Here is a 26034-nt window from a genome sequence, read left to right as displayed (position 1 = left end):
GAGTTGAAGAACTGCAATGGGGGGAATTAGCGGGTATAGCTCATTTATCGCTTTCATGACGTCGTCCATATAAGGCTTTCCATTTTTTAGTGGTGATGGTGGGGCATCTGTCTCCTTCGCCAGCCATGTGGCGGCGTAGCCGTGCAAACCGGCTACATTTGTAACTGGTCGAGTCTGCGTGGATTGCCTGCTGGCACACGCGCCTTGATGCCGATGAGGGTTTGCAATGGTTGCGCGTGCAGTTAAAGGATTGTGCGGTCAGTTGAGCCCACTCATCATCCGCGTGGAAGATTTGCCACTGGAGTGACTGATGAATCAACAAGGCAGCCATCCGCAAGAGCGGATTCCGGGTACTCCACAGCGGGGTACCGTGCGCAGCCTGTTGATCCCGGAATGGCTCGGCAGCTATCGGCCAGACTGGTTGCGAGGCGATGTGGTCGCCGGGATGACGGCAGCGGCCGTGGTCATTCCCAAGGCGCTGGCGTACGCCACCATTGCCGGCCTGCCGGTGCAGGTCGGGCTGTACACGGTGCTGGTGCCGATGGTGATCTATGCCGTGCTCGGCACGTCGCGCCCGCTTAGCGTCAGCACCACGACCACCCTGGCCATTCTCGCCGGCTCCGCGCTGGGCCAGATCAGCCCCGCTGGCGATGCGGCGACCTTGCTCGCCGGTTCCGCCACGCTGGCCCTGATGGTGGGCGCGATCCTGATCGTCGCCGGGCTGCTGCGCCTGGGTTTCGTCGCCAATTTCATTTCCGAACCGGTACTGGTGGGTTTCAAGGCCGGCATCGGCGTGGTCATCGTGCTCGACCAGTTGCCCAAGCTGTTGGGCACGCACATCGACAAAGGCGGCTTCCTGCACAACCTGGTGGCCACGGTCCAGAGCGTCGGTCATGCCTCGCTGCCGACCGTGGCGGTCGGTGTGTTCATGGTCCTGCTGCTGGTGGGCATGAAGCGGTTTACGCCCCGGCTGCCCGCACCCTTGATTGCAGTGGCGCTTGGCATCATCGGCATGAGCCTGTTTGGCCTGGAGCGCTTTGGTGTGTCCGCCGTCGGCGTGGTGCCGATCGGGTTGCCCGCGCCGACCCTGCCGGTATGGTCGATGGCCGAGACCCTGTGGTCCTCGGCGATGGGGATCGCGCTGATGAGTTTCACCGAAACCATCGCGGCGGGGCGCGCTTTTGCCCGCGGTGACGAGCCTGCGCCACAACCGAACCGGGAACTGTTGGCCACCGGCGTTGCCAACATCGGCGGTGCGTTTCTCGGGGCCATGGTCGCGGGTGGCGGGACCACCCAAACGGCGGTGAACCGCCTGGCCGGCGCCCGTTCGCAACTGGCTGCACTGGTCACCGCTGCCCTGGCACTGGGCACGTGCCTGCTGTTGGCACCGCTCATTGGTCTGATGCCCAACGCCACGCTCGCCGCCGTGGTGATCGTGTATTCGGTGGGCCTGATCGAGCCGGCGGAATTTCGCGAAATCCTGTCGGTTCGCCGTACCGAATTTGCCTGGGCCGTGGTGGCCATGATCGGCGTGATGTTGCTGGGCACACTGCAAGGGATCGTCGTGGCGATCATCGTCTCGTTGCTGGCCTTGGCCTATCAGGTCTCGGACCCGCCCGTGCATGTCCTGGGACGCAAGCCCGGCACCAACGTCTATCGCCCGCAGTCCGCCGAACACCTCGAAGACGAACACTTTGACGGGCTGCTGTTGCTCAGGCCCGAAGGACGGGTGTTCTTCGCCAATGCCGAGCGCATCGCCGACAAGATCCGGCCGCTGATTGACGTGGCGGACCCCAAGGTCGTGGTTCTGGACCTGCGCAGCGTGTTCGACCTGGAATACACCGCGCTGAAAATGCTCACCGGGGCGGAACAGCAACTGCAGGAAAAAGGCATTTCATTGTGGCTGGTGGGCATGAGCCCGGGTGTATGGGACATGGTCATCAAGGCACCGTTGGGCCATACGCTGGGCGAGGCGCGCATGTTCCTGAACCTGGAGCAGGCGGTGGAACACTACCAGCGCAGTAGACCCTGAATGAACGCGGCCGGGCGCACTCCGGACACTGTGTGACGCATTGAAGGAGGTAACGGGCATGGCAAAGAAGAAGGCTGTACCGAAAAAAAGACCGGTTGAAGGCGACAAGCTCAAGAACAAGGTTTATCTCGAGGAACTGGCGAAGCTGCATGTCGAGATGGTCAAGCTGCAGGAGTGGGTGCAGCACACGGGCGCCAAGATATGCATCATCTTCGAGGGCCGCGATGGTGCCGGCAAGGGTGGGACGATCAAGGCGCTCACTGAACGAGTCAGTCCGCGGATATTCCGGGTGATGGCGTTGCCGGCACCGACCGACCGGGAAAAAAGCCAGATGTATTTGCAGCGTTATCTGCCGCACCTGCCGGCGGCCGGTGAAGTGGTGATATTTGATCGCAGCTGGTACAACCGCGCCGGTGTCGAGCGGGTCATGGGCTTTTGCAGCGAAGAGCAGGTGCGCACGTTTCTCACCGTGGCGCCGCGCGTCGAGCAGGCCTTGGTCGAGTCCGGAATCATCCTGATCAAATACTGGCTTGAAGTGAGCCAGGAGGAACAGACCCGACGCCTCAAGGCGCGTATCACCGACGGGCGCAAGATCTGGAAGCTGTCACCCATGGACCTCAAGTCCTATAACCGCTGGTACGACTACTCCCGTGCCCGGGACGACATGTTCAAGTACACCGACACCAAATTCGCCCCGTGGCGGGTCGCCAACTCGAATGACAAGCGACGGGCGCGACTGAACATCATCAGCGATGTGCTGGGCAGTATTCCTTACGAGGAAGTACCGCGGGCAAAAGTGAAACTGCCCAAGCGCCAAAGTCCTGGTAACTATCGGGATCCGAACTATCCGTTCAAGTTCATCGCGGAAAAATTCTAGAACGATGCATTGGGCAGAAGCCGGCCCACGCCGGCTCCTGCCGCATGCCATCAGGCCTTGATCACGTACCCATAGGCCCGGGTACGACCGCCTTCCTGCTTCAGGTACACGCCTTGCAGTTCCGGTGTGAAGCCCGGCAAGCGGTTGATGCCTTCCTCCAGCGCCAGGAAGTACTTCAACACCGCGCCACCCCAGATTTCACCCGGCACCACGCACAAGACGCCCGGCGGGTAAGGCAGCGCACCCTCGGCGGCGATACGCCCGTCGGCGTCCGCCAGCGCCACCAGTTCGACGTTGCCGCGGATGTACTCGATTTGCGCTTGCTGCGGGTTCATGGCCTTTTTCGGGAAGTGCTCCTTGCGGAACATGTCCTTCTGCAACTGCTGCACATTGTGGTGGCGGTACAGGTCGTGCATTTCCTGGCAGAGCTGGCGGATGGTGTAGTTGCGATAGCGCTCCTCATGCTGCGCGTAGATGGCTGGCAGCACCCGGCTCATCGGTGCGTCATCGCTGATGAAACGTTCGAAGCGGGCGATCTGCGCGGCCAGGTGGGTCATCTTCGCCCAGTCTTCGGCCGGGGTGAGCAGGAACAGGATCGAGTTGAGGTCGCATTTTTCCGGGACGATGCCGTTCTCGCGCAGGAAGTTGGCCAGGATGCCGGCATGAATGCCGAAGTCGGTGTAGCTGCCGTCCACCGGGTCGATGCCCGGGGTGGTGAACAGCAACTTGCACGGGTCGATGAAGTACTGCTTCTCGGCGTAGCCAGCGAAGGCGTGCCAGCGGTCCTTGGGATGGAACTCGAAGAAGCGGATGTCGTTGGCAATCTCGTCCGTTGGATAGTCTTCCCATGCGCGCCCTTCAATGCTGTAGGGCACGAACGGGCGGACCATGGTGCAGGCTTCGAGGATCAACTTGCGCGCTTCGATGCCGAACTTCACGCAGTCTTCCCACAGGCGCAGGCCGCTGCGGCCGGAGTGGATGCGCGCGTTCACATCCAGTGAGGCGAACAGCGGGTAGAACGGGCTGGTGGAGGCCTGGGCCATGAACGCGTTGTTGAGCCGGTGATGGTTGCAATAGCGCGCCTGGCCTTTGATGTGCCGGTCCTTCTTGTGCACCTGGGAGGCCTGGGAAAAACCGGCCTGCTGTTTGTGCACCGACTGGGTGACGAAGATGCCCGGGTCGTTCTCGTTGAGGTCGAGCAACAGTGGCGAGCAGTCCTTCATCATCGGGATGAACTGCTCGTAGCCGACCCACGCCGAGTCGAACAGGATGTAGTCACACAGCTTGCCGATGCGGTCGACCACTTGCCGGGCGTTGTAGATGGTGCCGTCGTAGGTGCCCAGCTGAATGATCGCCAGGCGGAACGGTCGGGGCAGCTGGGCCTTGTCCGGGGCGACTTCGGCGATCAGCTCGCGCAGGTAGTCTTCGTCGAAACAGTGGGCGTCGATGCCGCCGATGAAGCCGTAGGGGTTGCGCGCGGTTTCCAGATAGACCGGCGTGGCACCGGCCTGCAGCAGCGCGCCCTGGTGGTTGGACTTGTGGTTGTTGCGGTCGAACAGTACCAGGTCACCGGGGGTCAACAGGGCGTTGGTCACCACCTTGTTCGAGGCCGAGGTGCCGTTGAGCACGAAGTAGGTCTTGTCCGCATTGAACACTTGCGCTGCGTGTTTCTGCGCCAGCAGCGCCGGGCCTTCGTGGATCAGCAGGTCGCCGAGCTTGACGTCGGCGTTGCACATGTCGGCGCGAAACAGCGTCTCGCCGAAGAAATCGAAAAACTGCCGCCCGGCCGGGTGCTTGCGAAAGAACTGGCCGCCCTGGTGGCCGGGGCAGGCAAAGGTGGCGTTGGCCGCCTCGGTGTAGTGTTTGAGGGCATCGAAGAAGGGTGGCAGCAGGCTTTCTTCGTAGGCCTTGGCGGCGGTCTCCAGTTGGTTGCCGTGGTATTCGACGTTGCTGGGCGACAGGTCGAAGATGCCGTTCACCTGCAGCAGCACGTCATTGAGGTGTTTGTAGACCTCTCGGGGGCGGGTGCTGGTGCCGGGGGACGCCACCAGGAAGATCGGAATATCAAAACCGGTGCGCTGAATGATATCGAGGGATCCGGCCAACACATCATTGACCGACACCACAGCCACGGCGACGTCGGTGAAGTCGGTGTGACCGAGCGGAACCACCTCCCGGGCGTTCAGGAAACAAGCAGATGCGCCTTCACTGGCGGCGATTTTCAGGGCTTTCATCGGTGGTGTCTCCTGGCGGGCACTCAATTGTCCGCAGCTTTTTTAGAGATCAACTTCCGGGGAGCCTTCCAGTTCCCCTGCTCGGAAATCGTGTCACCACTGGTTATAGAGCATATTCCTGATCTGTCAGGCTTTTTACCGCGACCTGTCGGTCAGGCGTGCACCAGCGCGATCGTGAACGAGACCACGATCATGCACGCAAAAGCAAAATTGATATTCATGAGGTTTCCATCCGAAACATGATTGACGGCGCCATCTTGAACAGGTCACGGGAAAATAAAAAATTCGGTGTAATGATTTGAAAGATCGAAAAAAATGATACTTGGCCGGTTCGTTGTTTTTGCCCAGGGTTGCGGATACTCTCGTGTAACACGCAATTACATGCATAAACGAGCAAAAACATGCACGACAACCATTCCGCTGCCGAACTTCCATCCGTACGCCGGCAAAAAATCCTGTTGATCCTCGAACGTGATGGCAAGGTCATGGCCTCGGAATTGAGCCAGCATTTCGCGGTGTCCGAAGACACCATCCGCCGCGATCTGGCGGAGCTGGCCAGCGTCGGCCTGGTGCAGCGGGTGCACGGCGGGGCGTTGCCGCGACCCAAAGACACGGGCAAGGACTATTTCACCCGGATCAGCGAAACCGATGAAGTGAAAACCCATCTGGCGCAACTGGCGGCGCGACAGGTGCAGGACGGTCAGATCGTGGTATTCGACTCCGGCACCACCACCTTGCAGATCGCGCGCTCGTTGCCGGCGGACATCGCCATTACTGCGATCACCGCGTCGCCGATGACGGCCATCACCTTGTCCGAATACAAAGGCATCAAGGTGATCCTGGCCGGCGGCCAGCTCAACCCGGCGACGATGTCGGCCAACGGCCACGAAACCCTGCGGTTGCTGGCGGGGATCAAGGCCGATCTGCTGTTTACCGGGGTCTGCGCGATTCACCCGCAGGTGGGCTTGAGCTCACTGCATTTCGATGAGGTGCCGGTGAAACAGGCGATGCTCGACTGTGCCTCCCACGTGATCGCCGTTACTACGGCGGACAAGCTCGGTGCGGTGGAACCCTTTGTCGTCGCGCCTTGTAGCCGCGTGCACACGCTGATCACCGAACGGCATGTGGCGTCAGGCAATGTCGAGGACTACCGGGCGCTGGGGATTGAGGTGGTGCAGGCTTGATTAGGTCTTTGTGGGAGCCTGCTCGCGATGGCGGTGTGACTGGCGCTGAATGTGTGTTGAATGTACCGGCCTCTTCGCGGGCAAGCCCGCTCCCACAGGGATTGATGTCGACCATAAATATCGAGGCCGGCAAACAACCCTTGTAGGAGCGAGCCTGCTCGCGAGAGGTCAGCACAAACAACATCAATGCCGGATGTGCAGCCAATGGCTCAGCGCAATCGCTCAAGCATCTGGTAGTACCACATGCCCGCAGCAAGCATCGGGTTGCCGAGCAGGTCGCCCATGGGCACGCGGATGTGCTGGCAGGCGGCGAAGGTGTCGAACTGCTCCAGTTTTCCTGTGATCGCCCGGCCCATGATTTCACCCATGATGTGGGTGGTGGCGATGCCGTGGCCGGAGTAGCCCTGGCAATACCAGACGTTATCCGACAGCTTGCCCAGTTGCGGAATGCGGTTGATCACGATGCCCATCGCGCAGCTCCACTGGTAATCAATGGCCACGCCCTTGAGCGCCGGGAAGGTCTGCTCGATGCACGGGCGCAGTTCGGCGGCGATGTCCCGCGAATCCTTGCCGCTGTAGTTGGCACCGCCACCAAACAACAGGCGACCGTCGGCGGTGAGGCGGTAGTAGTCGAGCACGAAACGGCAGTCGTAGACCGCCAGGTCTTCGGGGTTGATCTGCCTGGCCAGATCGCCCAGCGGCGCGGTAGTGACGATGCCGCCCATGGCCGGGAAAATCTTGCCCTTGAGCTTGCCCGGTTCCAGCTTGTGGTAGACGTCGCCGGCCAGCAGCACCTGATTGGCATCGATGTGCCCGTGGGCGGTACGTACGCCTGGCGTGTCTCCATGGGTGATCTCCAGCACTTCGCTGTTCTCGAAGATCAACGCACCCAGGCTCTCGGCCGCCCGTGCTTCGCCGATGCACAGGTTGAGCGGATGCAGGTGCATGTTGCGGGTGTTCTTGATCGCGCCGTGGTGGAGCTCGCTTTGCAGCAGGTCGCGTACCTGGCTGCGGTCGAGCAGGCTGACCTCGTCGCCCATGCCACGGTGCACCGCCTCTTCGTAATCCTTGCGCAAGCCGACCATGTGCGCGGGTTTGTACGCCGCATGCAGGTGGCCGTGCTTGAGGTCGCAGGCGATGCCGTATTTTTCCACGCGCTGCTGGATGATCTGGTGCCCGCGCCAGCGCAGGTTCCAGATGAAATCGTCGACTTCATCACCAATGCTGCGGCGCATCTGTTTGCGCATGGCGTCATCGCCCGACAGGCTGCCGGTGACCTGGCCGCCGTTGCGCCCGGTGGCGCCCCAGCCGATCTTGTGGCTTTCGACGATGGCGACCTTCAGGCCTTTTTCCGCCAGCTCGACGGCGGTGGCCACGCCGGTGAAACCGCCGCCGATGATCACCACGTCAACCCGGTGCCGGCCTTGCAGCGTCGGGTAATCGGTGTCCTGGTTGAGGGTGGCGGTGTAGTAGGAATTGCAACGTTGAGTCATGTCGGTGTCCACACAAATTTGGGAGAACCCAATGCCAGCCAGTCGAAGTGCGCAACCTGTGGGAGCGAGCCTGCTCGCGATAGCGGAGTGTCATTCACCGTTGATGTCGAATGACATTCCGCATTCGCGAGCAAGCTCGCTCCTACAGGTATTGCATACGCTGGGCAAACGCAGGGATAGCGAAGGAGGGGGGCTCGCCGATCAGGCGAGCAGGGCGCTATCCGGCGGACGTGCGGAGTGACGCAGTTTGGAGCGGCGCAGGGCCATGGGCAGGTTGACGATGCGCTTCATGCAATGCCGTCCACGGCCAGCAGCGAGGTGGCCAGGTTCGAGAGGTTCAGCAGGTGCTGTTCTGACGGCAAAGTACGCATGGTGCAGGTTTCCGGCGGCGGAAATCGTCGGTGGCGAGTGGAACAAGCCATCCGGGGATGGCTGGATACTAGGGAGGATTGTGGTGCGTGTAAATGTTTGATTCAGAACATCAGGTGCACACCGAGGCCGATCAACCCGCAGCCGATCAACACCTTGATCACTGCGCGCTTGAAACGAAGCAAGGCAATGCCGGAGCGCGTTGGATAGCCGCCTGATGCTGTGCACCTGCCCAGCGCGCGACGGCTGACCGGTCGCTGTCTCGGGCATCGACCCAGCGAGCACCGTTCGCCACGTCTTCGCATTTCCAGAACGGCGCGTCGGTTTTCATGTAGTCCATGATGAACGCACAGGCTTCGAAAGCGGCCTGGCGGTGCGGGCTGCTGACGCCGACAAACACGATCGGTTCGCTGATCGACAACGGGCCGATCCGATGCACGATCTCCACGGACCTCAGTGGCCATCGGGCCCTGGCGTTGTCGATGATTGTCTGCAGCGAGCGTTCGGTCATGCCCGGGTAGTGCTCCAGAAACAACCCGGCGACCGCCTCACCCTGATTGATGTCGCGTACGTAGCCGACGAAGTTGACCACGGCTCCCACGCCCGGATCGTTGGCTTGCAAGCTGTCGATCAAGCCGCCGACGTCGAACACTTCACGCTGGACCCGAACCGTCATGTCTCAACCTCCGGTGACCGGCGGAAAAAAGGCGATCTCGTCATAGTCCTCGATCACCTGGTCCGGATGGCACAGCTCCTGATTCAGCGCACACATCAGGTTGTTTTCACCGAGCACATGGCTCCACAGCTCACCGCGGGCCATCAGCAGTCGGCGCACGTCCTCGATGGTCTTGAGACTGGCGGTCAGGGGCAGTTTTTCGCCGCCCAGGTTGAGCTGTTCGCGGTAACGGGCGAAGTAATTGATCAGGATCATTGGGCGTCCTCGAACTTGAAATGACCGGAGCGGCCACCTTGTTTACTGAGCAGCCGGATGTCATTGATGACCATGCCGCGGTCCACCGCCTTGCACATGTCATAGAGGGTCAACGCCGCCACGCTGACGGCGGTGAGGGCTTCGAGTTCGACCCCGGTCTGGCCCTCGACGCGGCAGGTGCCGACGATTTTCACGCTGTCCGGTGTGCAGGCCTTGAGTTCGACGTGGATCGAACTGAGCAGCAGGGTGTGGCACAGCGGGATCAGCTCATGGGTTTTCTTCGCCGCCATGATTCCGGCGATCCGCGCCGCGGCAAATACATCGCCCTTGGGGTGGCCGTCGCTTTGAATCAGCTTCAGGGTTTCCGGGCGCATGCGCACCCAGGCCTGGGCCTGGGCTTCACGCTGCGTCGGGGTTTTTTCGCTGACATCGACCATGTTGGCGCGACCCTGGCGGTCGAGGTGGGTCAGGCCATCGGGGGATGCATCTGCAATGTCTGTCATGGGAGGTTCCTGCGCTTGCCAGCGCGGTGATCGGGTGAAGGCATCATGCCGGGCTGTAAATGCGTGGTGCGTTGCGGTGGGGGACGTGAATCAGGTTGAGGCGGTGCTTGATCGCCCATTGCACGGTCAGGGCGGTGGGCGTCGCCTGACAAACTGACGCGGCATTGTCGTACTCGCGAAAGTTCACACTCAGCGGTTTTGGCGCGGGGGCGTTAGTGTCGCTTCGAACATCGGCTTGTTCAACTTGGCACAACATGAAAAGAATCTCGAAGCGCTGAATTAAGTTCAGGCTACGGGTAACTTTTCAACGCGTCCAATCGCTTGTTCCGATGTGCTGATTGGTGATGTCTATCAAGCCGGGAAAGCATGTTCGGTTCGGTATTGTATAAAGCCGAAACTGGATCAGTGGGTCCGGCTGAATAACGTTCGCGCTTCGGCGAAACACTTCTCGGCAATCGCCGAGCGCGGTTCGGTCTTGCGCATCACCAGGCCCAGGGGCGCGAGCACGCTGGCATCGGGCAATTCGATGAAGGACAGGTGTTCGATGGGTTCTTCCAGGCCGCTGTCGAGCGGCATGATCGCGCAGCAGAAACCCTCGTGAATCGCCTGCAGCAGCTGGTAGGTCGAGTCGCTTTCGAGGATCGGCTGCGGGTCCAGTCCGCGGCTGCGGAAGCTCAGGTCGATGGATTTTCGGTAGTGCATGCCATTGCTGAGCATCCCCAGCGGCAGTTCGGCGGCGTCCTCCCAGCTCATTTGCGTGCCGTCGAAATGGAAGTGGCGGGTGTCGTACAACAGGCCGACGCGGGTCTCGCCGATTTCGAAAAACTCGAAATAGCTCGGGTTGACGTGATCGAGGTAGCACACGCCCAGGTCCAGCTGATTGTTGCCAAGGCCCTCGATGATCTGGTCGGAACTCAAGGACGACAGGCTGTACTTGAGCTCGGGAAAGCTGCGGGACAGGCCCTGGATGTAGGTGACCGGGTTGAAGCTGCTCAGCGGCACCAGCCCCAGGCGCAGGTTGCCGACGAGCTGGCCCGGCACGCGGCGGCCTCGGCGAAGAGCCCGTCGTGGGCGGCCAGCAGGGTCCTGGCCCACGCCAGCACGCGTTCGCCGGCCTCGGTAAAACCCTCGAAGCGCTGGCCCCGGGTGACCAGCACCAGGTCCAGTTCATCCTCCAGGTTGCGCAGGCGCATCGACAGCGTGGGCTGGGTGATGTGGCAGCGCGCGGCGGCCTGGCCGAAGTGGCGGGTTTGCTCCAGGGCGATCAGGAACTTGAGTTGTTTGATGTCCATGAAGGCACCTGCTGGCGGGGGAGTGAAGGGGTAAGTATTGACTCAGGTGCGCAAGACACAAGGCGAGGCAGGAATCGTGAGGAGCGGACGATCTCATTGTCTTTGGTGTGCGTCCAATCACTGCTATCTAAGGGGTTATCGACGGGCTCTATGATTGATGTTGTTTCTGGCCTTTTTATATTGATAGATTGGCTCGATGGTCTGGTTTGTTAGAGTGATTAGACACGGATTTATTTATCGAATTAGTCTCCGGAAGTTGTTTAATAAATATCTGCCGGAGAACCCCATGAGCGTCAAACCGGATGCATTGTTTATACCCCTGAATATTGCCGTGCTGACCGTTAGCGATACCCGTGAATATGCCAATGACACCTCCGGCCAATTACTCGTCAGTCGTTTGCTGGAAGCCGGCCACACCCTCAGCGAGCGCAATCTGCTCAAGGACGACCTGTACAAGATCCGCGCGCAGGTGGCGAACTGGATTGCCGACGACGGCATCCAGGTGGTGCTGATCACGGGCGGCACCGGGTTCACCGGCCGCGACAGCACACCCGAGGCCGTGGCCTGTTTGCTGGATAAACAGATCGATGGCTTCGGTGAGCTGTTCCGGGCGATTTCGATCCTCGACATCGGTACCTCCACGGTGCAGAGCCGGGCGCTGGCCGGGCTGGCCAATGGCACGCTGGTCTGCTGTCTGCCGGGCTCCACGGGCGCCTGCCGCACCGCCTGGGAAGGCATCCTCGCCGAGCAACTCGACGCGCGCCACCGGCCGTGCAATTTCGTGCCGCACCTCAAGCCGGTGCAAGCCTGCGGGACGCGGGGATGAGCACTTCACCGCTGATATCGGTGGAGCAAGCCGTCGACCGGCTGCTGACAATGGCCGAGGCACAGTGGATTGAAGACAGCGAAGCGGTGCTGCTCATTGCCGCCAGGCAAAGGGTGTTGGCCAATGACCTGGTGGCGTCCCTTGATCTGCCGCCGTGGCCGAACAGCGCCATGGACGGCTATGCCCTGAATCTCGACAGTTGGGGCGGGGAGCCACTGACCGTGTCGCAGCAGGTATTTGCCGGGCGCGCCCCCGAAGCCCTGGCACCTGGAACCTGCGCGCGCATCTTCACCGGCGCCCCGGTTCCGCCGAGTGCCAACTGCGTGGAGATGCAGGAGAACACGCAGGTGCTGGATGACGGGCGTATCCGCTTCAAGCAACCCCTGAGCGCGGGCAGCAACATCCGCCCGCAAGGCCAGGAGAACCGCGTCGGCGATGTGCTGCTACGCGCCGGCAAGCGTCTCGGTCCGTTCGAATTGGCAGTCGCGGCGGCGCAGGGCTGCACCCATGTGCAGGTCGTGCGGCGACCACGGGTGGCGTTGTTGTCCACCGGCGATGAACTGGTCGAGCCGGGCACGCCACTCAAGCCCGGCAGCATCTACAACAGCAACCGCACCTTGTTGAGCCATTGGTTGAATGCGTTGGGTTGCGAGGTCATCGATGCCGGCATTCTCCCCGACGAGCCACGCCAGACGCGGCTCAAGCTCGAACAGCTGCAACACACGGCGGACCTGATGCTCAGCACGGGCGGCGTGTCTGCCGGTGACGCCGACTGCCTCGGCCAGGTACTGCGCGAGTGCGGCAAGCCGTTGCTGTGGAAACTCTCGATCAAACCCGGCAAGCCATTGACCGTGGGCCACTTCGGCCGCGTGCCAGTGATTGGACTGCCGGGCAATCCGACTTCGGCGTTGGTGACTTTCGGCCTGTTGGCCCGGGCTTATCTGTTGCGGATTCAGGGTGTGGAAGACGTCGAGCCTTTGAGCTTCCCGGTCAGTGTCGGCTTTGCCTGGCCCAAACCCGGGAGCCGCCGCGAGTACCTGCGGGCGAAACTCGAAGCCGGTCGCGCGGTGCTCTATCCGAACCAGAGCTCAGGTGTTTTGTTGGGAGCATCCTGGGCCGATGGACTGGTAGAAGTGCTGGAAGGCTGCACACTGGAAATGGGCGACATGGCGCGGTTCATACCCTTCAGCGAGCTGTTCTGACACAGCCCCTGTGGGAGCGAGCCTGCTCGCGAAGAGGTCGGCACATTCAACAGAGTTGTCGACTGACCCACCGCTTTCGCGAGCAGGCTCGCTCCCACAGGTTTTGCGTGTTTCCTGAATATCAGTTCAACACGAAATCCACCGGCTCCAGTTGTGGCGGCAACTCCGTCACACCCAGCGCCGCCAGCACATCACGTTCGATGTTGCGCACGATGGCGTCGGTGGGCAGGTCGTTTTCGTCGCGGCCGAAGGGGTCCTCCAGTTCATCGGCAATCGCATCCAGGCCGAAAAAGGTGTAGCTGACAATCGCCGTGAATATCGGTGTCAGCCAGCCCAGGGGTTCCGCCATGGCGAACGGCAGGAGGATGCAGAACAGGTAGATGGTGCGGTGCAGCAGCAGGGTGTAGGGGAACGGCAGCGGGGTGTTCTTGATCCGTTCACAGACGGCCTGGGCATGGGTCAGGCTGGTCAGATGGTTGGCCATGAGCGTGTAGCGCCAGTCGCTGATCGCCCCGGACTCGTTGAGTGCCGAGCACTGTTGACCGACCTGCATCAGGATCTGCCCGCTGATGTCCGTGGTGTTGCCCTTGGGCATCGGGTGCAGCCAGTCGCCACTGGCGGCCATTTCGTTTTCCTGGCGCAGCCGCGCGTTGAGGGCATGGGCGAAGCCGCACAGGTTGCTGAGGATCGTGTGGCGTTCAGCCGTGTCCTTGATCACCAGGGTTTCACGAATCATCGAGCGGATCTCCACGATCACATCGCCCCAGGCCTTGCGCGCTTCATACCAGCGGTCGTAGCAGGCGTTGTTGCGAAAGCTCATGAAGATCGACAGCGACAAACCCAGCAGCGTGAAGGGCGTGGCACTGACCTTGGAAAAGTAGCTGGGGTGCAAGGTTTCGATGAGCACGATGGCCGAAGCGAGCAGCGTCACCATCAGGCTGCGCCAGGCGATGCGTTTGGCAATCGAACCCTTGAGCGACGTCAAAACGCCGATCAGGTTGGGTTTGGGTCTCACGATCATGGGTTTCAGCCGCCCGTCATGTTCATGAAGCGAACAACCTGGACATCGTCGTTCACTTCGAAGTTGTGTCGATAAGGCTTGAGTTTCATCGCCTCGATAATGGCCTTTTCCAGGCGCTCGGGCTGTCCGGGGTGGCTGCGCAGGACAGCCTTGAGATCCACCGAGTGCTCATTGCCCAGGCACAGCAGCAGACGTCCTTCCACGGTCAGCCGCACCCGATTGCAGGTGCCGCAAAAGTTGTGGCTGTGGGGCGAGATGAACCCCAGGCGTATCTGCGGCGCCTCGGCCAGGCGCCAGTAGCGCGACGGGCCCTGGGTCGACTCGGCGGAATCAATCAAAGTGTAGCGTTCGGCGATGCGTTCGCGGACCTGGCTGCTTGCGAAAAACGCTTCGGCGCGGCTGTGCTCGTCGATGGTGCCCAAAGGCATTTCTTCGATGAAGGAGATGTCGAGATTACGGTCGATGGCGAAGCTCACCAGATCATTGATCTCGTGATCGTTGCGGCCTTTCATCACCACGCAATTGAGCTTGGTGTTGCGAAATCCGGCCTGGTTGGCGGCGTCGATGCCCTTGATCACCTGCGCCAGGTCACCGGTGCGGGTCAGTTCGCGAAAACGTTGCGGGTCCAGGCAGTCGAGGCTGATGTTGAGGCGCTTGACCCCGGCTTCGAACAGCGGCCCGGCCAGTTTGGCCAGCTGCGAACCATTGGTGGTCATGCACAGTTCACGCAGGCCGGGCAGGGCGGCAATCTTCTCGCACAGTTGCACCACCCCCGGACGGATCAGCGGCTCGCCCCCGGTCAGGCGGATCTTGCGGGTGCCCAGTGCCACGAAGCTTTGTGCCAGTTGATAAATCTCTTCCAGGGTCAGCACCCGTTGCCGCGGCAGAAACTGCATGTCCTCGGCCATGCAATAGACGCAACGGAAATCGCAGCGGTCGGTGACCGACATCCGCAGATAGTCCACGCGCCTTGCAAACCCATCGATCAGGACTCGTTCTGACATGATTTTCTCTCTTGGCAACGCACGCATTGAATGAGTATCCGAAAAACCTGTAGGAGCGAGCCTGCTCGCGATGGTCGTTAACGATTACGCGCCCTTTCTGGTTGAACGCGGTGCCCTTGAGTCCATCGCGAGCAGGCTCGCTCCTACAGGTATGAGTCGGGTTGTTTTCAGACTTGTTGAGCGCAGGCTAAGAGCAACTTAAGTGGGCGTCCAATCACTATTAATTACCGGGTGATCGACGGGGTCGATGATGAACTTTATTTTGTTGTTGAAGTGCTTTTAGCAATATTTAAGTTGTTGAATATAAAAGAATAAAATCCGTGATAGAGCGTTTCGATAATGTGGTCGTAAATAGCGATTAGACAATAATTAAACGCCATTCATATGCTTTCTCCGCAAATCGAACAATGACCTGAATCAGGTCGAAGCCTGTGTGCATTGTCACGGAGAAGTACCATGTCTCAAGTCGACCGCTACAAACCCTATAAAGGTGCCGCCGCTGGTTGGGGCGCGCTGATCGCTGTTACCAAGAACTGGCTGGGCAGTGAAAACGCGCTGAAGAACATTCGCGCCATGCTCAAGACCAACCAGAACGGCGGGTTCGATTGTCCCGGTTGTGCCTGGGGCGAGTCGCCGGAAAACGGCATGGTCAAGTTCTGCGAGAACGGCGCCAAGGCGGTTAACTGGGAAGCCACGGGTCGTTTGGTCGACCCGGCCTTCTTCAACAAATACAGCGTCTCGGCGCTGGCCGAACAGAGCGATTACTGGCTGGAGTATCAGGGCCGCCTGACCCACCCGATGCGTTATGACGCGGCCACCGACCGCTACGTCGAAACCACCTGGGACGAAGCGTTCGCGCTGATCGCCCGGCACCTCAATGCGCTGGAATCGCCGGATCAGGCCGAGTTCTACACCTCGGGCCGGGCCAGCAACGAGGCCGCCTATATCTATCAACTGTTTGTCCGCGCCTACGGCACCAACAACTTCCCGGACTGCTCGAACATGTGCCACGAAGCCAGCGCGGTGAGCATGATCGAAAGCCTCGGCGTGGGTAAAGGCACCGTGGTGTTTGACGACCTGGAGCATGCCGATGCGATCTTCGTCATCGGCCAGAACCCCGGCACCAACCACCCGCGGATGCTCGAACCCTTGCGCGAAGCGGTCAAGCGCGGCGCACAGGTGATCTGCATCAACCCGCTCAAGGAGCGTGGACTGGAGCGCTTCCAGCATCCACAGCACCCGATCGAAATGTTGCTGAACGGCTCCGAGCCCACCAACACCGCGTACTTCCGCCCGGCACTGGGCGGTGACATGGCGGTCATGCGCGGCATGGTCAAGTTCCTGCTGCAGTGGGAGCGCGAAGCACAGGTCAGCGGCGGCGAGCCGGTGTTCGACCATGCGTTCATCGCCGAACACACCTCGGGAATGGGCACCTACCTGGGGGAAGTCGACGCAACCAGTTGGGAGCACATCGAGCAGCAGTCGGGCATGACTTTGGCGGACATCGAACTCGCCGCCCGCATGTACGCCCGGTCCAAGCGGGTGATCATGTGCTGGGCGATGGGCCTGACGCAGCACACGCACTCGGTGCCGACGCTGCAGGAAGTCATCAATCTGATGCTGTTGCGCGGCAACGTCGGCCGTCCCGGCGCGGGGCTGTCGCCGGTGCGCGGTCACAGTAACGTACAGGGCGACCGCACCATGGGCATCAACGAACTGGCGCCTGTGGATTTGCTCGATGCCCTGGAAAAACGCTTCTCCTTCAAGCCGCCGCGCGAGCATGGCCACAACACCGTGATGGCGATCGGCGCGATGGAGCAGGGGCATTCGAAAGTGTTTATCGCCCTGGGCGGCAACTTCGCCCAGGCCACCCCCGACACGCCGCGCACCCACGCTGCGTTGCGCAAATGCGACCTCACCGTGCACATCGCCACCAAGCTTAACCGCAGCCATCTGGTCACCGGCCGTGAGGCGCTGATCCTGCCGTGCCTGGGCCGCACCGACATCGACATCCAGGCCGAAGGCCCGCAAGGCGTCACCGTGGAAGACACCTTCAGCATGATCCACATCTCCCACGGTCAACTGAAACCGAAGTCGAAACACCTGCGCTCCGAGCCTGCGATCATTGCCGGCATTGCCGCCGCGACCCTGGGCAAGCACCCGATTGACTGGAACTGGGCCATCGGCGACTACGGCCGCATCCGCAACATGATTGCCGACACCATTCCCGGCTTCGAAGACTTCAACCGGCGCTTGCTGCATCCGGGCGGTTTCCACATGCCGAATGATGCGGCCAAGCGCATCTGGAAAACCGCCAGCGGCAAAGCCCAGTTCACCCCGAGCGTGTTGCCGGAGCACCTGATCAGCGAAGGCGTGCGCAACCTGGCGGTCAAGCCGCATCTGATTCTGCAGACCATGCGCTCCCACGATCAGTACAACACCACGCTCTACGGCCTGGATGACCGCTATCGCGGGGTGTACGGCATGCGCGACGTGGTGTTCGCCAACGAGCAGGACATTCGCCGGCTGGGTTTCGAGCCGGGGCAGAAGGTCGACCTGGTGGCGCTGTGGGACGACGAGCGTGAGCGTCGGGTCAGCGGTTTCACCCTGATCGCCTACGACATTCCGGCTGGTCAGGCAGCGGCGTACTACCCCGAGACCAACCCGTTGGTGCCGCTGGAAAGTTACGGTGACCGCACCTTCACCCCGACTTCCAAGTTCGTCGCCATCCGGCTGGAACAGGCGAAGGCCAGCAACCTGATTTCGACTTCCGCCGCCTAGCACCGGGGGCGGCCCGATGCCGCTCACGTAACCCTTTCGACTTGTGTTGGCTGCAGGCCCCCCGGCCTGACGGTGGCCCGACCGTGTGCCGTCGTTTTTCAGCCGCGATGAGGATATCGACATGTTTAACCTGGAGGCACTGGACCTGGCGCGCATGCAATTCGCGTTCACGGTTTCGTTCCACATCATCTTTCCCGCCATCACCATCGGGCTGGCCAGTTTCCTGGCGGTGCTCGAAGGGCTTTGGCTGAAGACCCACAACGACACCTACCGCGATCTCTACCATTTCTGGTCGAAGATCTTCGCCGTCAACTTCGGCATGGGCGTGGTCTCGGGGCTGGTCATGGCCTACGAGTTCGGCACCAACTGGAGCCGTTTCTCCGATTTCGCCGGCAGCATCACCGGGCCCTTGCTGACCTATGAAGTGCTCACGGCGTTCTTCCTCGAGGCCGGTTTCCTCGGGGTCATGCTGTTCGGCTGGAACCGGGTAGGGCGCGGCCTGCACTTCTTCTCGACGGTCATGGTCGCCATCGGCACGCTGATTTCGACCTTCTGGATTCTTGCGTCCAACAGCTGGATGCAAACGCCCCAAGGTTTCGAGATCGTCGACGGTCGCGTGATGCCGCTGGACTGGCTGGCCATCGTGTTCAACCCGTCGTTCCCGTACCGCCTGGCGCACATGGCGATTGCCGCGTTCGTGGCTACTGCGTTCTTTGTCGGCTCGTCGGCGGCGTGGCATCTGCTGCGCGGCAACGACACCAAGCAAGTACGCAAGATGCTGTCGATGGCGTTGTGGATGGCCTTGATCGTCTGCCCGATCCAGGCAGTGGTTGGCGACGCCCACGGCTTGAACACCCTGGAACATCAACCGGCGAAGATCGCCGCCATCGAAGGGCACTGGGAAAACAACGGCAATGAAGCCACACCGCTGGTGCTGTTCGGCATCCCCGACATGCAGGCCGAGAAAACCCGATACGCCATCGAAATTCCGTACCTGGGCAGCCTGATCCTGACCCACCGCCTCGACAAGCAGATCCCGGCGCTCAAGAGCTTCCCGAAAGAGGACCGGCCCAATGCGACGGTGGTCTTCTGGAGTTTCCGCGTCATGGCCGGGCTCGGCATGTTGATGGTGCTGACCGGCGTGCTTGGCCTGGTCCTGCGTCGCAGCGGTGCCATCTACCGCAATCGCTGGTTCCTGCGCCTGATGCTGTGGATGGGGCCAAGTGGCCTGATCGCCATGCTGGCCGGGTGGATCACCACCGAAGTCGGGCGCCAGCCGTGGGTGGTGTACGGCCTGCTGCGTACTGCCGATGCCGCGTCGAACCACAGTGTCGCGCAGTTGAGCATCTCGCTGGCGCTGTTCGTGGTGATCTATTTCTCGGTGTTCACGGTGGGCATCGGCTACATGATGAAACTGGTTGGCAAAGGCCCGCAGCCGCATCACGGGCATCCGGTCGACGGGCATTCCGATCAGGTCATCACACCGCGCCGGCCGCTGTCCGCCGACGCTGAAATCCTCGAAACCGACGCCCGCGTCAATTGAAGGAAGGGAGTTGAGTCATGGGTATTCAAGGTATCGATTTATCGCTGATCTGGGGCGTGATCATCGCCTTCGGCGTGATGATGTACGTGATCATGGACGGCTTCGACCTGGGGCTGGGCATTCTGTTTCCGTTGATCCCGGATGCGAAGGAGCGTGATGTGATGATGAACACCGTGGCACCGGTCTGGGACGGCAACGAGACCTGGCTGGTGCTGGGTGGCGCGGCGCTGTATGGCGCGTTCCCGCTGGCCTATTCGGTGATTCTGGAAGCGTTGTACCTGCCGCTGATCCTGATGCTGTGTGGCTTGATCTTTCGCGGCGTGGCGTTCGAGTTCCGTTTCAAGGCCAGCCCTGAAAAGCGGCATGTCTGGGACATGGCGTTCATTGGCGGTTCGCTGCTGGCGACCTTTTCCCAGGGCGTGGTGATCGGCACTTACATTGCCGGTATTCCCGTGGTCGACCGCCAGTTCGCCGGTGGTGCGCTGGACTGGCTGGCGCCGTTTCCGCTGTTCTGCGGTTTCGGCCTGATCGTCGCCTATGCGTTGCTCGGCAGCACCTGGTTGCTGGTCAAGACCGAAGGCATGCTCGAATCGCGCATGCGCCTGTTCACCCGGCCCCTGGCCTGGCTGCTGTTGGCGGTGATCGGCGTGATCTGCGTGTGGACGCCAATCCTGCATCCGGAAATCGCCACCCGCTGGTTTGCCCATGCGCACCTGGCGGTGTTCGTTGGCCTGGCGGTGCTGGCCTTGCTGGCGATGTTTGGCTTGCTCAAGACCCTGCGCCAACGCCACACCCATTGGCCGTTCGCTTTCACCCTGATGCTGGTGTTCCTGGGCTACATCGGCCTGGCGTTCAGCATCTGGCCGAACATCGTGCCGCCATCAATCAGCCTGTGGGCAGCGGCGTCACCGCCGACCAGCCAGTTGTTCATCCTGATCGGCGCGCTGTTCATCCTGCCGATCATCCTGATGTACACGGTCTGGAGCTATTACGTTTTCCGCGGCAAAGTGAGGATTGGCGATGGCTACCATTAAGACGAATCAAACGGCACCCGCGCGCTGGTACAAGCGCCTGGGATGGCTGGTGGTGATCTGGCTGGGCAGTGTGGTTGCCTTGGGTGTGGTGGCGGGGGTGTTGCGGATGTTGATGCATGCGGCCGGGATGAGTTCTCACTGACGGATCAACCCTCTGTAGGAGCGAGCTTGCTCGCGAAGAGCGTCAACGATAACGCGTGCTGCCTGATTGAACGCGTTGCCCAAACGTTCTTCGCGAGCAAGCTCGCTCCTACAGGGACTTCGGTTTTGGTTACTGCGCTCCAAACATCGCCGTCCAGTAAATCCCCGCATCGCTCTTCGGATCGGTCGCATACGCCGCGCCCAGTTCGCGGAATTGCGGGTTCATCAGGTTGGCGCAATGACCGGGGCTGGTCAGCCAGCCTTCGACCACCTTGCGTACGCTGTCTTGCCCGGCGGCGATGTTTTCGCCGATCTGCTGGAAGTCGTAGCCGGCCAGTTCCGCGCGGTCGCCCGGGGTGCGGCCATCGCGGTCCTTGTGATCGAAGTAGTTGTTGTTGGCCATGGAGCGCGAGTTGCCTTCGGCGGCGCTGGCCAGTGTGGCGTTCCAGGCCAGCGGTGGCGCGGCGGCGAAGGATTGCGCGCCGCACTGGCGTGGCCGGGTGCGTGCGGCGTTGAGTTCGGTGAGCAGCTTCTGGCCTTCGGCCTGCGCGTCGCCCAGGCGTGCGCTCAACAACGGCCGTGCGACGACGATGCGCCATTCACGGTCCTGGCGGCTGACGCCGACATCGACGAATTGCGGGTCGAGGACGATCTGGCAAAAACTCTCTTGAATCGCCTTCATCGCCGAGGCGGCATCGCGAGGTCCGGACAGGCTGATGGCCTGCACATTCTTCATCGGATAACCGGCAGTGGCCATGGCCTGTTGCAGGTTGCCGATGCTCGGGGCGGTCAGCACCAGGCGCGGGTCGGCCGACAGTGGCGGCAGCTCCGATGAAACCTGGCCGGCGCAGCGCTGCAACTGGCTGCGGTAGACGTTGATTGATTCGATCAATTGCGCTTCGTCCGCCGCCATAGCGTTGGCAGCGAATACCAGGCCCAGTGACACACCGGCCAAACGCATTGCGGATGAAATGAAACCCATGAAAATCCCCCTTGAGCAGATTGCGCCCATGATGCGCGAAGTTGGCCCAGCTAAGACAACGGATTTATCCAGAGTGTAGTGGGGTGGGCGAAATCATTTCACTACTAGACTCAATTGAACCACTCACCGAGTGACACCGACCATGCGCCTCGACTGGATCGCCACCTGCCTCGCCCTGACGTTGCTTGCCGGCCCGGTGTCCGCTGCGGATCAAGCGCAAAAACAGCAAGCGGCCGAGAACAAGGCCGAGGTGCTGGAACAGAAAGCCGCCGAGAATAAAAGCCCCGCACCGGCGCCCAAGGCCGAAGCCATTACCCCGTCCGAAGTCCAGGCCGTCGACCCGGCCGTCGACCCGGCCGGCGCCGCGCCGCTGGACGATGCGATCACCTGCCTGGCCCGGTCCATTTACTGGGAGGCCAAGGGCAATGACGCCGCCGACATGGAGGCGGTGGCCAATGTGGTCATGAATCGCCTGGGCCACGAAGGCTTTCCTGACACGGTGTGCAAAGTGGTCAAGCAGGGTTCGGAGACCAAGAGTTGCCAGTTCTCCTGGTGGTGCGACGGCAAATCCGATTCGGTTCAGGAAGAGGTGCCTTACACGATGGCCAAGGAAATCGCGCGCAAGGCCCTGAACAAGGAACTGCCGGATCGCACCCAGGGTGCCCTGTATTTCCATGATCGTACCGTCAAGCCGGACTGGGCCAGGGAATACATCAGGACCGTGGATATCGGCTTGTTCCGGTTTTACAAACCCCATGGCGGATCGGCCAGATAACCGCGGTGTTTTCGGCCAGATATTTTATTTTTCCGAGGTAGTGCCAGGCGTTATCCAAACTGAAATGTGTCTGTTTTATAAGCTTCATAACGCAACCGTGCGTGAATGACGCCATAAACAGGGACTACACATGAAGTTGACGAGGGCCCGGATCAGTAACCTCGCGTCGATCGCGACGCAGTCGCCGGCGCGTTTCCCATGACCGTCCTGGTCACCGGTGCGGCCGGTTTCATCGGCTTTCATACGGTCCAGCGCTTGTGCCGCGAGGGGCAGGAGGTCGTCGGTATCGACAACCTCAACGACTACTACGATGTGGAACTCAAGCACGCACGCCTCAGGGTGCTGGAGACGCTGCCGGGTTTTCGCTTCCGGAAAATGGACATCGTCGACAAACCGGCCCTGATCAGCCTGTTTCAACAACACGCTTTTACCGAGGTGGTGCACCTGGCCGCCCAGGCAGGGGTGCGTTACTCGCTGGACAACCCGGATGTCTATGGGCAATCGAACCTGGTGGGTTTCCTCAATGTGCTGGAAGCCTGTCGGCACCATCGCCCCGAGCACCTGATCTACGCCTCGAGCAGTTCGGTGTACGGCGCCAACAGCAAGATGCCGTTCAGTGTCGAGGACCCTGTCGAACATCCCGTTTCGCTGTACGCCGCCAGCAAGCGCGCCAATGAACTGTTGGCCGAAAGTTACTGCCATTTGTATGGCTTGAAAGCCAGTGGCCTGCGCTTCTTTACCGTCTATGGCCCGTGGGGGCGCCCGGACATGGCGCTGTTCAGGTTTACCGACGCCATCCTCAAAGGCCTGCCCATCGACATTTACAACCAGGGCCAGATGTCCCGCGACTTTACCTACGTCGACGACATTGTCGAAGGTATCGCCCGACTGCGCCCAAGGCCTCCGGTGCCGGAAGGCTCCGCCGTCGGCGTCAACCGGCTGTTCAACATCGGACGTGGCATGCCGGTGGCGTTGCTGGATTTCGTCGAGTGCCTGGAATCCGCCCTGGACCTGCAGGCTCGGCGCAACTACCTGCCGATGCAGGCCGGAGATGTGGTCAAGACCTGGGCCGATGTCTCGGCACTGGCCGAGTGGGTGAGCTTCAGCCCGCAGGTGACGCTGGAAACCGGCGTTAAAGAATTTGTGAAGTGGTATCGGCAGTTCTACCGGATTTGAAGCGTTCGCCTCTGATCTCGAAAAAATCAAAAAGGGCGAGAGAGACCCCATGAGCCAAGACATTTTTGTATCCGTACTGATTCCCGCCAAGAACGAAGCAAACAACCTCAAGCCATTGCTTGAGGAAATCCGCGTGGCGCTGGCCGATGAGGCTTACGAAATCATCGTGGTCGATGATGGCAGCACCGACGGGACCCTGCATGAACTGCGGCAGATCCGCCAAAACGGCTTGCACACCTTGCGCATCCTGCATCACGAACGTTCGCTGGGGCAGAGCACCTCGCTGTACCACGCGGCCCGTGAGGCTCGCGGTCTGTGGCTGGCGACTCTCGATGGCGACGGCCAGAACGACCCGACGGACATTCCCGGCATGCTCGCGCTGGTGCGTGGCGAACCGGGCAAGGTCGATGTGCAACTGGTGGCCGGGCACCGGGTCAATCGCCGTGACACCGCGAGCAAACGCTACGCCTCGCGGTTCGCCAACAACCTGCGCCGGCGCCTGCTCAAGGACGCCACCCCGGACACCGGTTGCGGCCTGAAGCTGATCGAGCGCGCGGCGTTCTTGCGCCTGCCGTACTTCGACCACATGCATCGCTATATTCCGGCGCTGATCCAGCGTCATAACGGGCGCATGATCGTGCACCCGGTCAACCACCGTCCGCGTACGGCCGGGGTCTCGAAATACGGCAACCTCGACCGCGCGCTGGTCGGCATTCTTGACCTGATCGGCGTCTGGTGGCTGATCAAACGCACGCGCCTGAACACCCAGGCCCAGGAGCTCGAAGGATGATTCTGACCCGTGAAACCCTGTGGTTGCTGGTCGGCTTTGCCGGGCAGGCGGCCTTTACCGGGCGGTTTGTCTTGCAGTGGTTGTACAGCGAGTACAAGAAACGCAGCGTGATCCCGACCAACTTCTGGTACCTGAGCATCGTCGGCAGCACCTTGTTGCTCGCCTACGCCATTTACCGCCAGGACCCGGTGTTCATCGTCGGGCAGGCCTTTGGCTCCCTCGTCTATTTTCGCAACCTGCAATTGATTGCCAAAAGCAGAAGCGTAAAGGAATAAGCAATGCGTAGATCGTTGTCGCCCAGGGTCGAGTGCCTGGGCCTGATGCTGCTTGCTCTGTTGCTGATCGGCGCGGGAATGGGGCTGCGTCAGGCGCAGAATGTGGATGAGGAGCGTTTCCTCGGTGTCGCACTGGAGATGCTGCAGAACGGGTCGTGGCTGATCCCGCACCGGGCCGCCGAGATCTACGGCGACAAGCCGCCGATTTTCATGTGGACGGTGGCGTTCTTCACCTGGTTGACCGGCAAGCCCAACATCGCCCTTTATATCCCGGGACTGTTTTCGGCGGTGACGGTCACGGCGATGGTCTATGACCTGGGCCGTCGCCTGTGGACCCAGCGTACCGGGCGCAACGCCGCGCTGTTGTACCTGGCGACGTACCAGACCTACAGCATCCTGCGCACCGGCCAGATCGACAGCTTGCTGATTCTGTTCACCTCCCTGGGCCTGTACGGCCTGGCGCGACACCTGCTGCTGGGACCTGCGTGGCGCTGGTTCTACGCGGGCTGCGCGGCCATGGGCATTGGCGTGATCACCAAAGGCGTGGGTTTCCTGCCGGGGCTGTTGCTGATTCCTTACGCCTATGGGGTGCGCAAAGGCTGGCCCGGTGTGGTGGCGATGCCCGGCGAGGCGCGCAAGTGGTTGCTCGGGTTTGCACTGATGCTTGCGGCGATTGCGATCTGGCTGCTGCCCCTGGCCTTGTCCATCATCTTCAATGGCAGCGCAGACGAAGTGGCCTATGCGCGGGAGATTCTCCTGCGCCAGACCGCGGGCCGCTATGCCGCCGCGTGGCATCACCGCGAACCGTTCTGGTACTTCTTCACCAAGGTAATTCCGCAGTATTGGCTGCCGTTGGTGTTGGTGCTGCCATGGCTGGTGCCGGCCTGGCGCCGTCAGTTGCAAAAACGCGACGGCCGGGTGTTGGTATTGCTCGGTTGGGTGCTGCTGGTGGTGCTGTTTTTCTGCATCAGCACGGGCAAGCGCAAGTTGTACATCTACCCGGCGCTGCCCGGTCTGGTGCTGGTCGCCGCGCCCTTGATCCCGTGGCTGCTCAAGCGCTGGTTCAAACGGCACCCGCGTTTGCGTCGGGTGTTCCCGGCACTGGTGGCGACCTGGTTCGCGTTGTGGTTCGCCCGTGGTTTCATCGAACCGCTCAAGGACGGCACCAACGTTGATCAGGTGCTCATGACCCAGGCGGCGACCATGACCCAGGGCGCCGATCTGGTGCTGGTCAACTGGGAGGAGGGGCACTGGTTGTTCGCCCGGCAACCGATCGTGCATTTCGGCATGGACAATTCGACCATCGAAAAGGCCGCGCTTTACTTGCGCGAACACCCCAAGGCCTACGCCTTGGTGCCCGATGACGTACTGAACCAGTGCTTCAAACCCGAAGCGGCCCGTGAACTGGGGGAAAACGCCCGGGCGAACTGGTCGATCGTGGGCGCGGCTGCCGACAACGGCAAATGCCTGCCGCAAGAGGCCGGCAAAGCCTATCGGTTCACCTGGAATGACCCGCACATGCCGGCCAAGACGTTGCAAGTGGCCAATCCCTGAGGGCAAAAAAAGGGC

At 61.2% G+C, this 26034-nt stretch carries 22 protein-coding genes and 2 pseudogenes; 14 read left to right on the top strand and 10 right to left on the bottom strand.

Going from position 1 to position 26034, the window contains the following annotated elements; all coding sequences use genetic code 11:
- Nucleotides 1-310: 310 nt before the first annotated feature.
- Together AC3IX1_RS16115 and ppk2 are read left to right on the top strand one after the other, a co-directional pair.
- Nucleotides 311-2032, top strand: coding sequence for a SulP family inorganic anion transporter (locus AC3IX1_RS16115; protein WP_489384924.1), 1722 nt, complete (start codon nucleotides 311-313; stop codon nucleotides 2030-2032).
- Between the two features lie 58 nt (nucleotides 2033-2090).
- Nucleotides 2091-2909: a polyphosphate kinase 2 gene (gene ppk2 / locus AC3IX1_RS16110; protein WP_489384923.1), complete on the top strand. Its 819-nt coding sequence runs from the start codon at nucleotides 2091-2093 to the stop codon at nucleotides 2907-2909.
- 50 nt (nucleotides 2910-2959) lie between these two features.
- On the opposite strand, the gene speF is transcribed toward ppk2, so the two are convergent.
- Entirely contained in the window at nucleotides 2960-5143 is a 2184-nt protein-coding gene (gene speF, locus AC3IX1_RS16105; protein ID WP_489384922.1) for an ornithine decarboxylase SpeF, read from the bottom strand.
- A 401-nt stretch (nucleotides 5144-5544) separates the two neighbouring features.
- Between speF and AC3IX1_RS16100 the strand changes: the two genes are divergently transcribed.
- On the top strand, nucleotides 5545-6327 hold the full coding sequence (locus AC3IX1_RS16100) for a DeoR/GlpR family DNA-binding transcription regulator (protein ID WP_489384921.1): 783 nt from the start codon (nucleotides 5545-5547) through the stop codon (nucleotides 6325-6327).
- Nucleotides 6328-6536: 209 nt separating this feature from the next.
- On the opposite strand, the gene AC3IX1_RS16095 is transcribed toward AC3IX1_RS16100, so the two are convergent.
- From AC3IX1_RS16095 to AC3IX1_RS16070, 6 genes and pseudogenes are all read right to left on the bottom strand, one after another.
- A complete protein-coding gene (locus AC3IX1_RS16095; protein WP_489384920.1) occupies nucleotides 6537-7820 on the bottom strand; it encodes an NAD(P)/FAD-dependent oxidoreductase in 1284 nt (427 codons plus the stop codon).
- A gap of 529 nt (nucleotides 7821-8349) precedes the next feature.
- Nucleotides 8350-8865, bottom strand: a complete 516-nt coding sequence (gene moaE, locus AC3IX1_RS16090; RefSeq protein ID WP_489384919.1) for a molybdopterin synthase catalytic subunit MoaE — start codon at nucleotides 8863-8865, stop codon at nucleotides 8350-8352.
- A 3-nt stretch (nucleotides 8866-8868) separates the two neighbouring features.
- The gene (gene moaD, locus AC3IX1_RS16085) at nucleotides 8869-9120 is read right to left on the bottom strand and encodes a molybdopterin converting factor subunit 1 (protein WP_489384918.1); all 252 of its coding nucleotides are present in this window, start codon (nucleotides 9118-9120) and stop codon (nucleotides 8869-8871) included.
- Nucleotides 9117-9623 (bottom strand): cyclic pyranopterin monophosphate synthase MoaC, encoded by a 507-nt coding sequence (gene moaC, locus AC3IX1_RS16080; RefSeq protein ID WP_489384917.1) that lies wholly within the window; start codon nucleotides 9621-9623, stop codon nucleotides 9117-9119. Before moaC ends, moaD begins: the two co-directional genes overlap by 4 nt.
- Before the next feature lie 43 nt (nucleotides 9624-9666).
- Nucleotides 9667-9777 (bottom strand): annotated as a pseudogene (locus tag AC3IX1_RS16075) (formate dehydrogenase accessory sulfurtransferase FdhD); the annotation flags it as partial.
- A 248-nt stretch (nucleotides 9778-10025) separates the two neighbouring features.
- Nucleotides 10026-10915 (bottom strand): annotated as a pseudogene (locus AC3IX1_RS16070) (LysR family transcriptional regulator).
- A 286-nt stretch (nucleotides 10916-11201) separates the two neighbouring features.
- Between AC3IX1_RS16070 and moaB the strand changes: the two are divergent.
- On the top strand, nucleotides 11202-11741 hold the full coding sequence (gene moaB, locus AC3IX1_RS16065) for a molybdenum cofactor biosynthesis protein B (RefSeq protein WP_007976036.1): 540 nt from the start codon (nucleotides 11202-11204) through the stop codon (nucleotides 11739-11741).
- On the top strand, nucleotides 11738-12943 hold the full coding sequence (locus AC3IX1_RS16060; protein WP_489384916.1) for a molybdopterin molybdotransferase MoeA: 1206 nt from the start codon (nucleotides 11738-11740) through the stop codon (nucleotides 12941-12943). Before moaB ends, AC3IX1_RS16060 begins: the two co-directional genes overlap by 4 nt.
- A 121-nt stretch (nucleotides 12944-13064) precedes the next feature.
- Here the strand turns inward: AC3IX1_RS16060 and AC3IX1_RS16055 are convergent, their stop codons facing one another.
- Both AC3IX1_RS16055 and moaA read right to left on the bottom strand, forming a co-directional pair.
- A complete protein-coding gene (locus tag AC3IX1_RS16055; RefSeq protein WP_489384915.1) occupies nucleotides 13065-13964 on the bottom strand; it encodes a bestrophin family protein in 900 nt (299 codons plus the stop codon).
- A gap of 5 nt (nucleotides 13965-13969) precedes the next feature.
- Nucleotides 13970-14968: a GTP 3',8-cyclase MoaA gene (gene moaA, locus AC3IX1_RS16050; RefSeq protein WP_489384914.1), complete on the bottom strand. Its 999-nt coding sequence runs from the start codon at nucleotides 14966-14968 to the stop codon at nucleotides 13970-13972.
- Nucleotides 14969-15424: 456 nt separating this feature from the next.
- On the opposite strand from moaA, the gene AC3IX1_RS16045 reads away from it, so the two are divergent.
- The 4 genes from AC3IX1_RS16045 to AC3IX1_RS16030 all read left to right on the top strand — a co-directional run bounded on the left by AC3IX1_RS16045 (nucleotide 15425) and on the right by AC3IX1_RS16030 (nucleotide 20468).
- A complete protein-coding gene (locus AC3IX1_RS16045; RefSeq protein WP_489384913.1) occupies nucleotides 15425-17749 on the top strand; it encodes an FdhF/YdeP family oxidoreductase in 2325 nt (774 codons plus the stop codon).
- 121 nt (nucleotides 17750-17870) lie between these two features.
- Nucleotides 17871-19292, top strand: a complete 1422-nt coding sequence (locus tag AC3IX1_RS16040; RefSeq protein ID WP_489384912.1) for a cytochrome ubiquinol oxidase subunit I — start codon at nucleotides 17871-17873, stop codon at nucleotides 19290-19292.
- A 17-nt stretch (nucleotides 19293-19309) separates the two neighbouring features.
- Nucleotides 19310-20326, top strand: a complete 1017-nt coding sequence (gene cydB / locus AC3IX1_RS16035; protein ID WP_489384911.1) for a cytochrome d ubiquinol oxidase subunit II — start codon at nucleotides 19310-19312, stop codon at nucleotides 20324-20326.
- Nucleotides 20313-20468 (top strand): DUF2474 domain-containing protein, encoded by a 156-nt coding sequence (locus AC3IX1_RS16030; RefSeq protein WP_489384910.1) that lies wholly within the window; start codon nucleotides 20313-20315, stop codon nucleotides 20466-20468. Before cydB ends, AC3IX1_RS16030 begins: the two co-directional genes overlap by 14 nt.
- 129 nt (nucleotides 20469-20597) lie before the next feature.
- Here the strand turns inward: AC3IX1_RS16030 and AC3IX1_RS16025 are convergent, their stop codons facing one another.
- Nucleotides 20598-21449, bottom strand: a complete 852-nt coding sequence (locus AC3IX1_RS16025; RefSeq protein ID WP_489384909.1) for a CAP domain-containing protein — start codon at nucleotides 21447-21449, stop codon at nucleotides 20598-20600.
- Between the two features lie 142 nt (nucleotides 21450-21591).
- Between AC3IX1_RS16025 and AC3IX1_RS16020 the strand changes: the two genes are divergently transcribed.
- The 5 genes from AC3IX1_RS16020 to AC3IX1_RS16000 all read left to right on the top strand — a co-directional run bounded on the left by AC3IX1_RS16020 (nucleotide 21592) and on the right by AC3IX1_RS16000 (nucleotide 26019).
- Nucleotides 21592-22224: a cell wall hydrolase gene (locus AC3IX1_RS16020; RefSeq protein ID WP_489384908.1), complete on the top strand. Its 633-nt coding sequence runs from the start codon at nucleotides 21592-21594 to the stop codon at nucleotides 22222-22224.
- A 198-nt stretch (nucleotides 22225-22422) separates the two neighbouring features.
- On the top strand, nucleotides 22423-23400 hold the full coding sequence (locus AC3IX1_RS16015) for an NAD-dependent epimerase (protein ID WP_489384907.1): 978 nt from the start codon (nucleotides 22423-22425) through the stop codon (nucleotides 23398-23400).
- Nucleotides 23401-23449: 49 nt separating this feature from the next.
- The gene (locus AC3IX1_RS16010; protein ID WP_489384906.1) at nucleotides 23450-24190 is read left to right on the top strand and encodes a glycosyltransferase family 2 protein; all 741 of its coding nucleotides are present in this window, start codon (nucleotides 23450-23452) and stop codon (nucleotides 24188-24190) included.
- On the top strand, nucleotides 24187-24465 hold the full coding sequence (locus AC3IX1_RS16005) for a lipid-A-disaccharide synthase N-terminal domain-containing protein (RefSeq protein WP_150754601.1): 279 nt from the start codon (nucleotides 24187-24189) through the stop codon (nucleotides 24463-24465). Before AC3IX1_RS16010 ends, AC3IX1_RS16005 begins: the two co-directional genes overlap by 4 nt.
- Nucleotides 24466-24468: 3 nt before the next feature.
- On the top strand, nucleotides 24469-26019 hold the full coding sequence (locus tag AC3IX1_RS16000; RefSeq protein WP_489384905.1) for an ArnT family glycosyltransferase: 1551 nt from the start codon (nucleotides 24469-24471) through the stop codon (nucleotides 26017-26019).
- Nucleotides 26020-26034 lie beyond the last annotated feature (15 nt).

The sequence above is a fragment of the Pseudomonas sp. KH_046_2 genome, from assembly GCF_057838985.1.
Note: the sequence above shows the minus strand (reverse complement) of the source record. Positions and strands in the feature narration are given on the sequence as shown.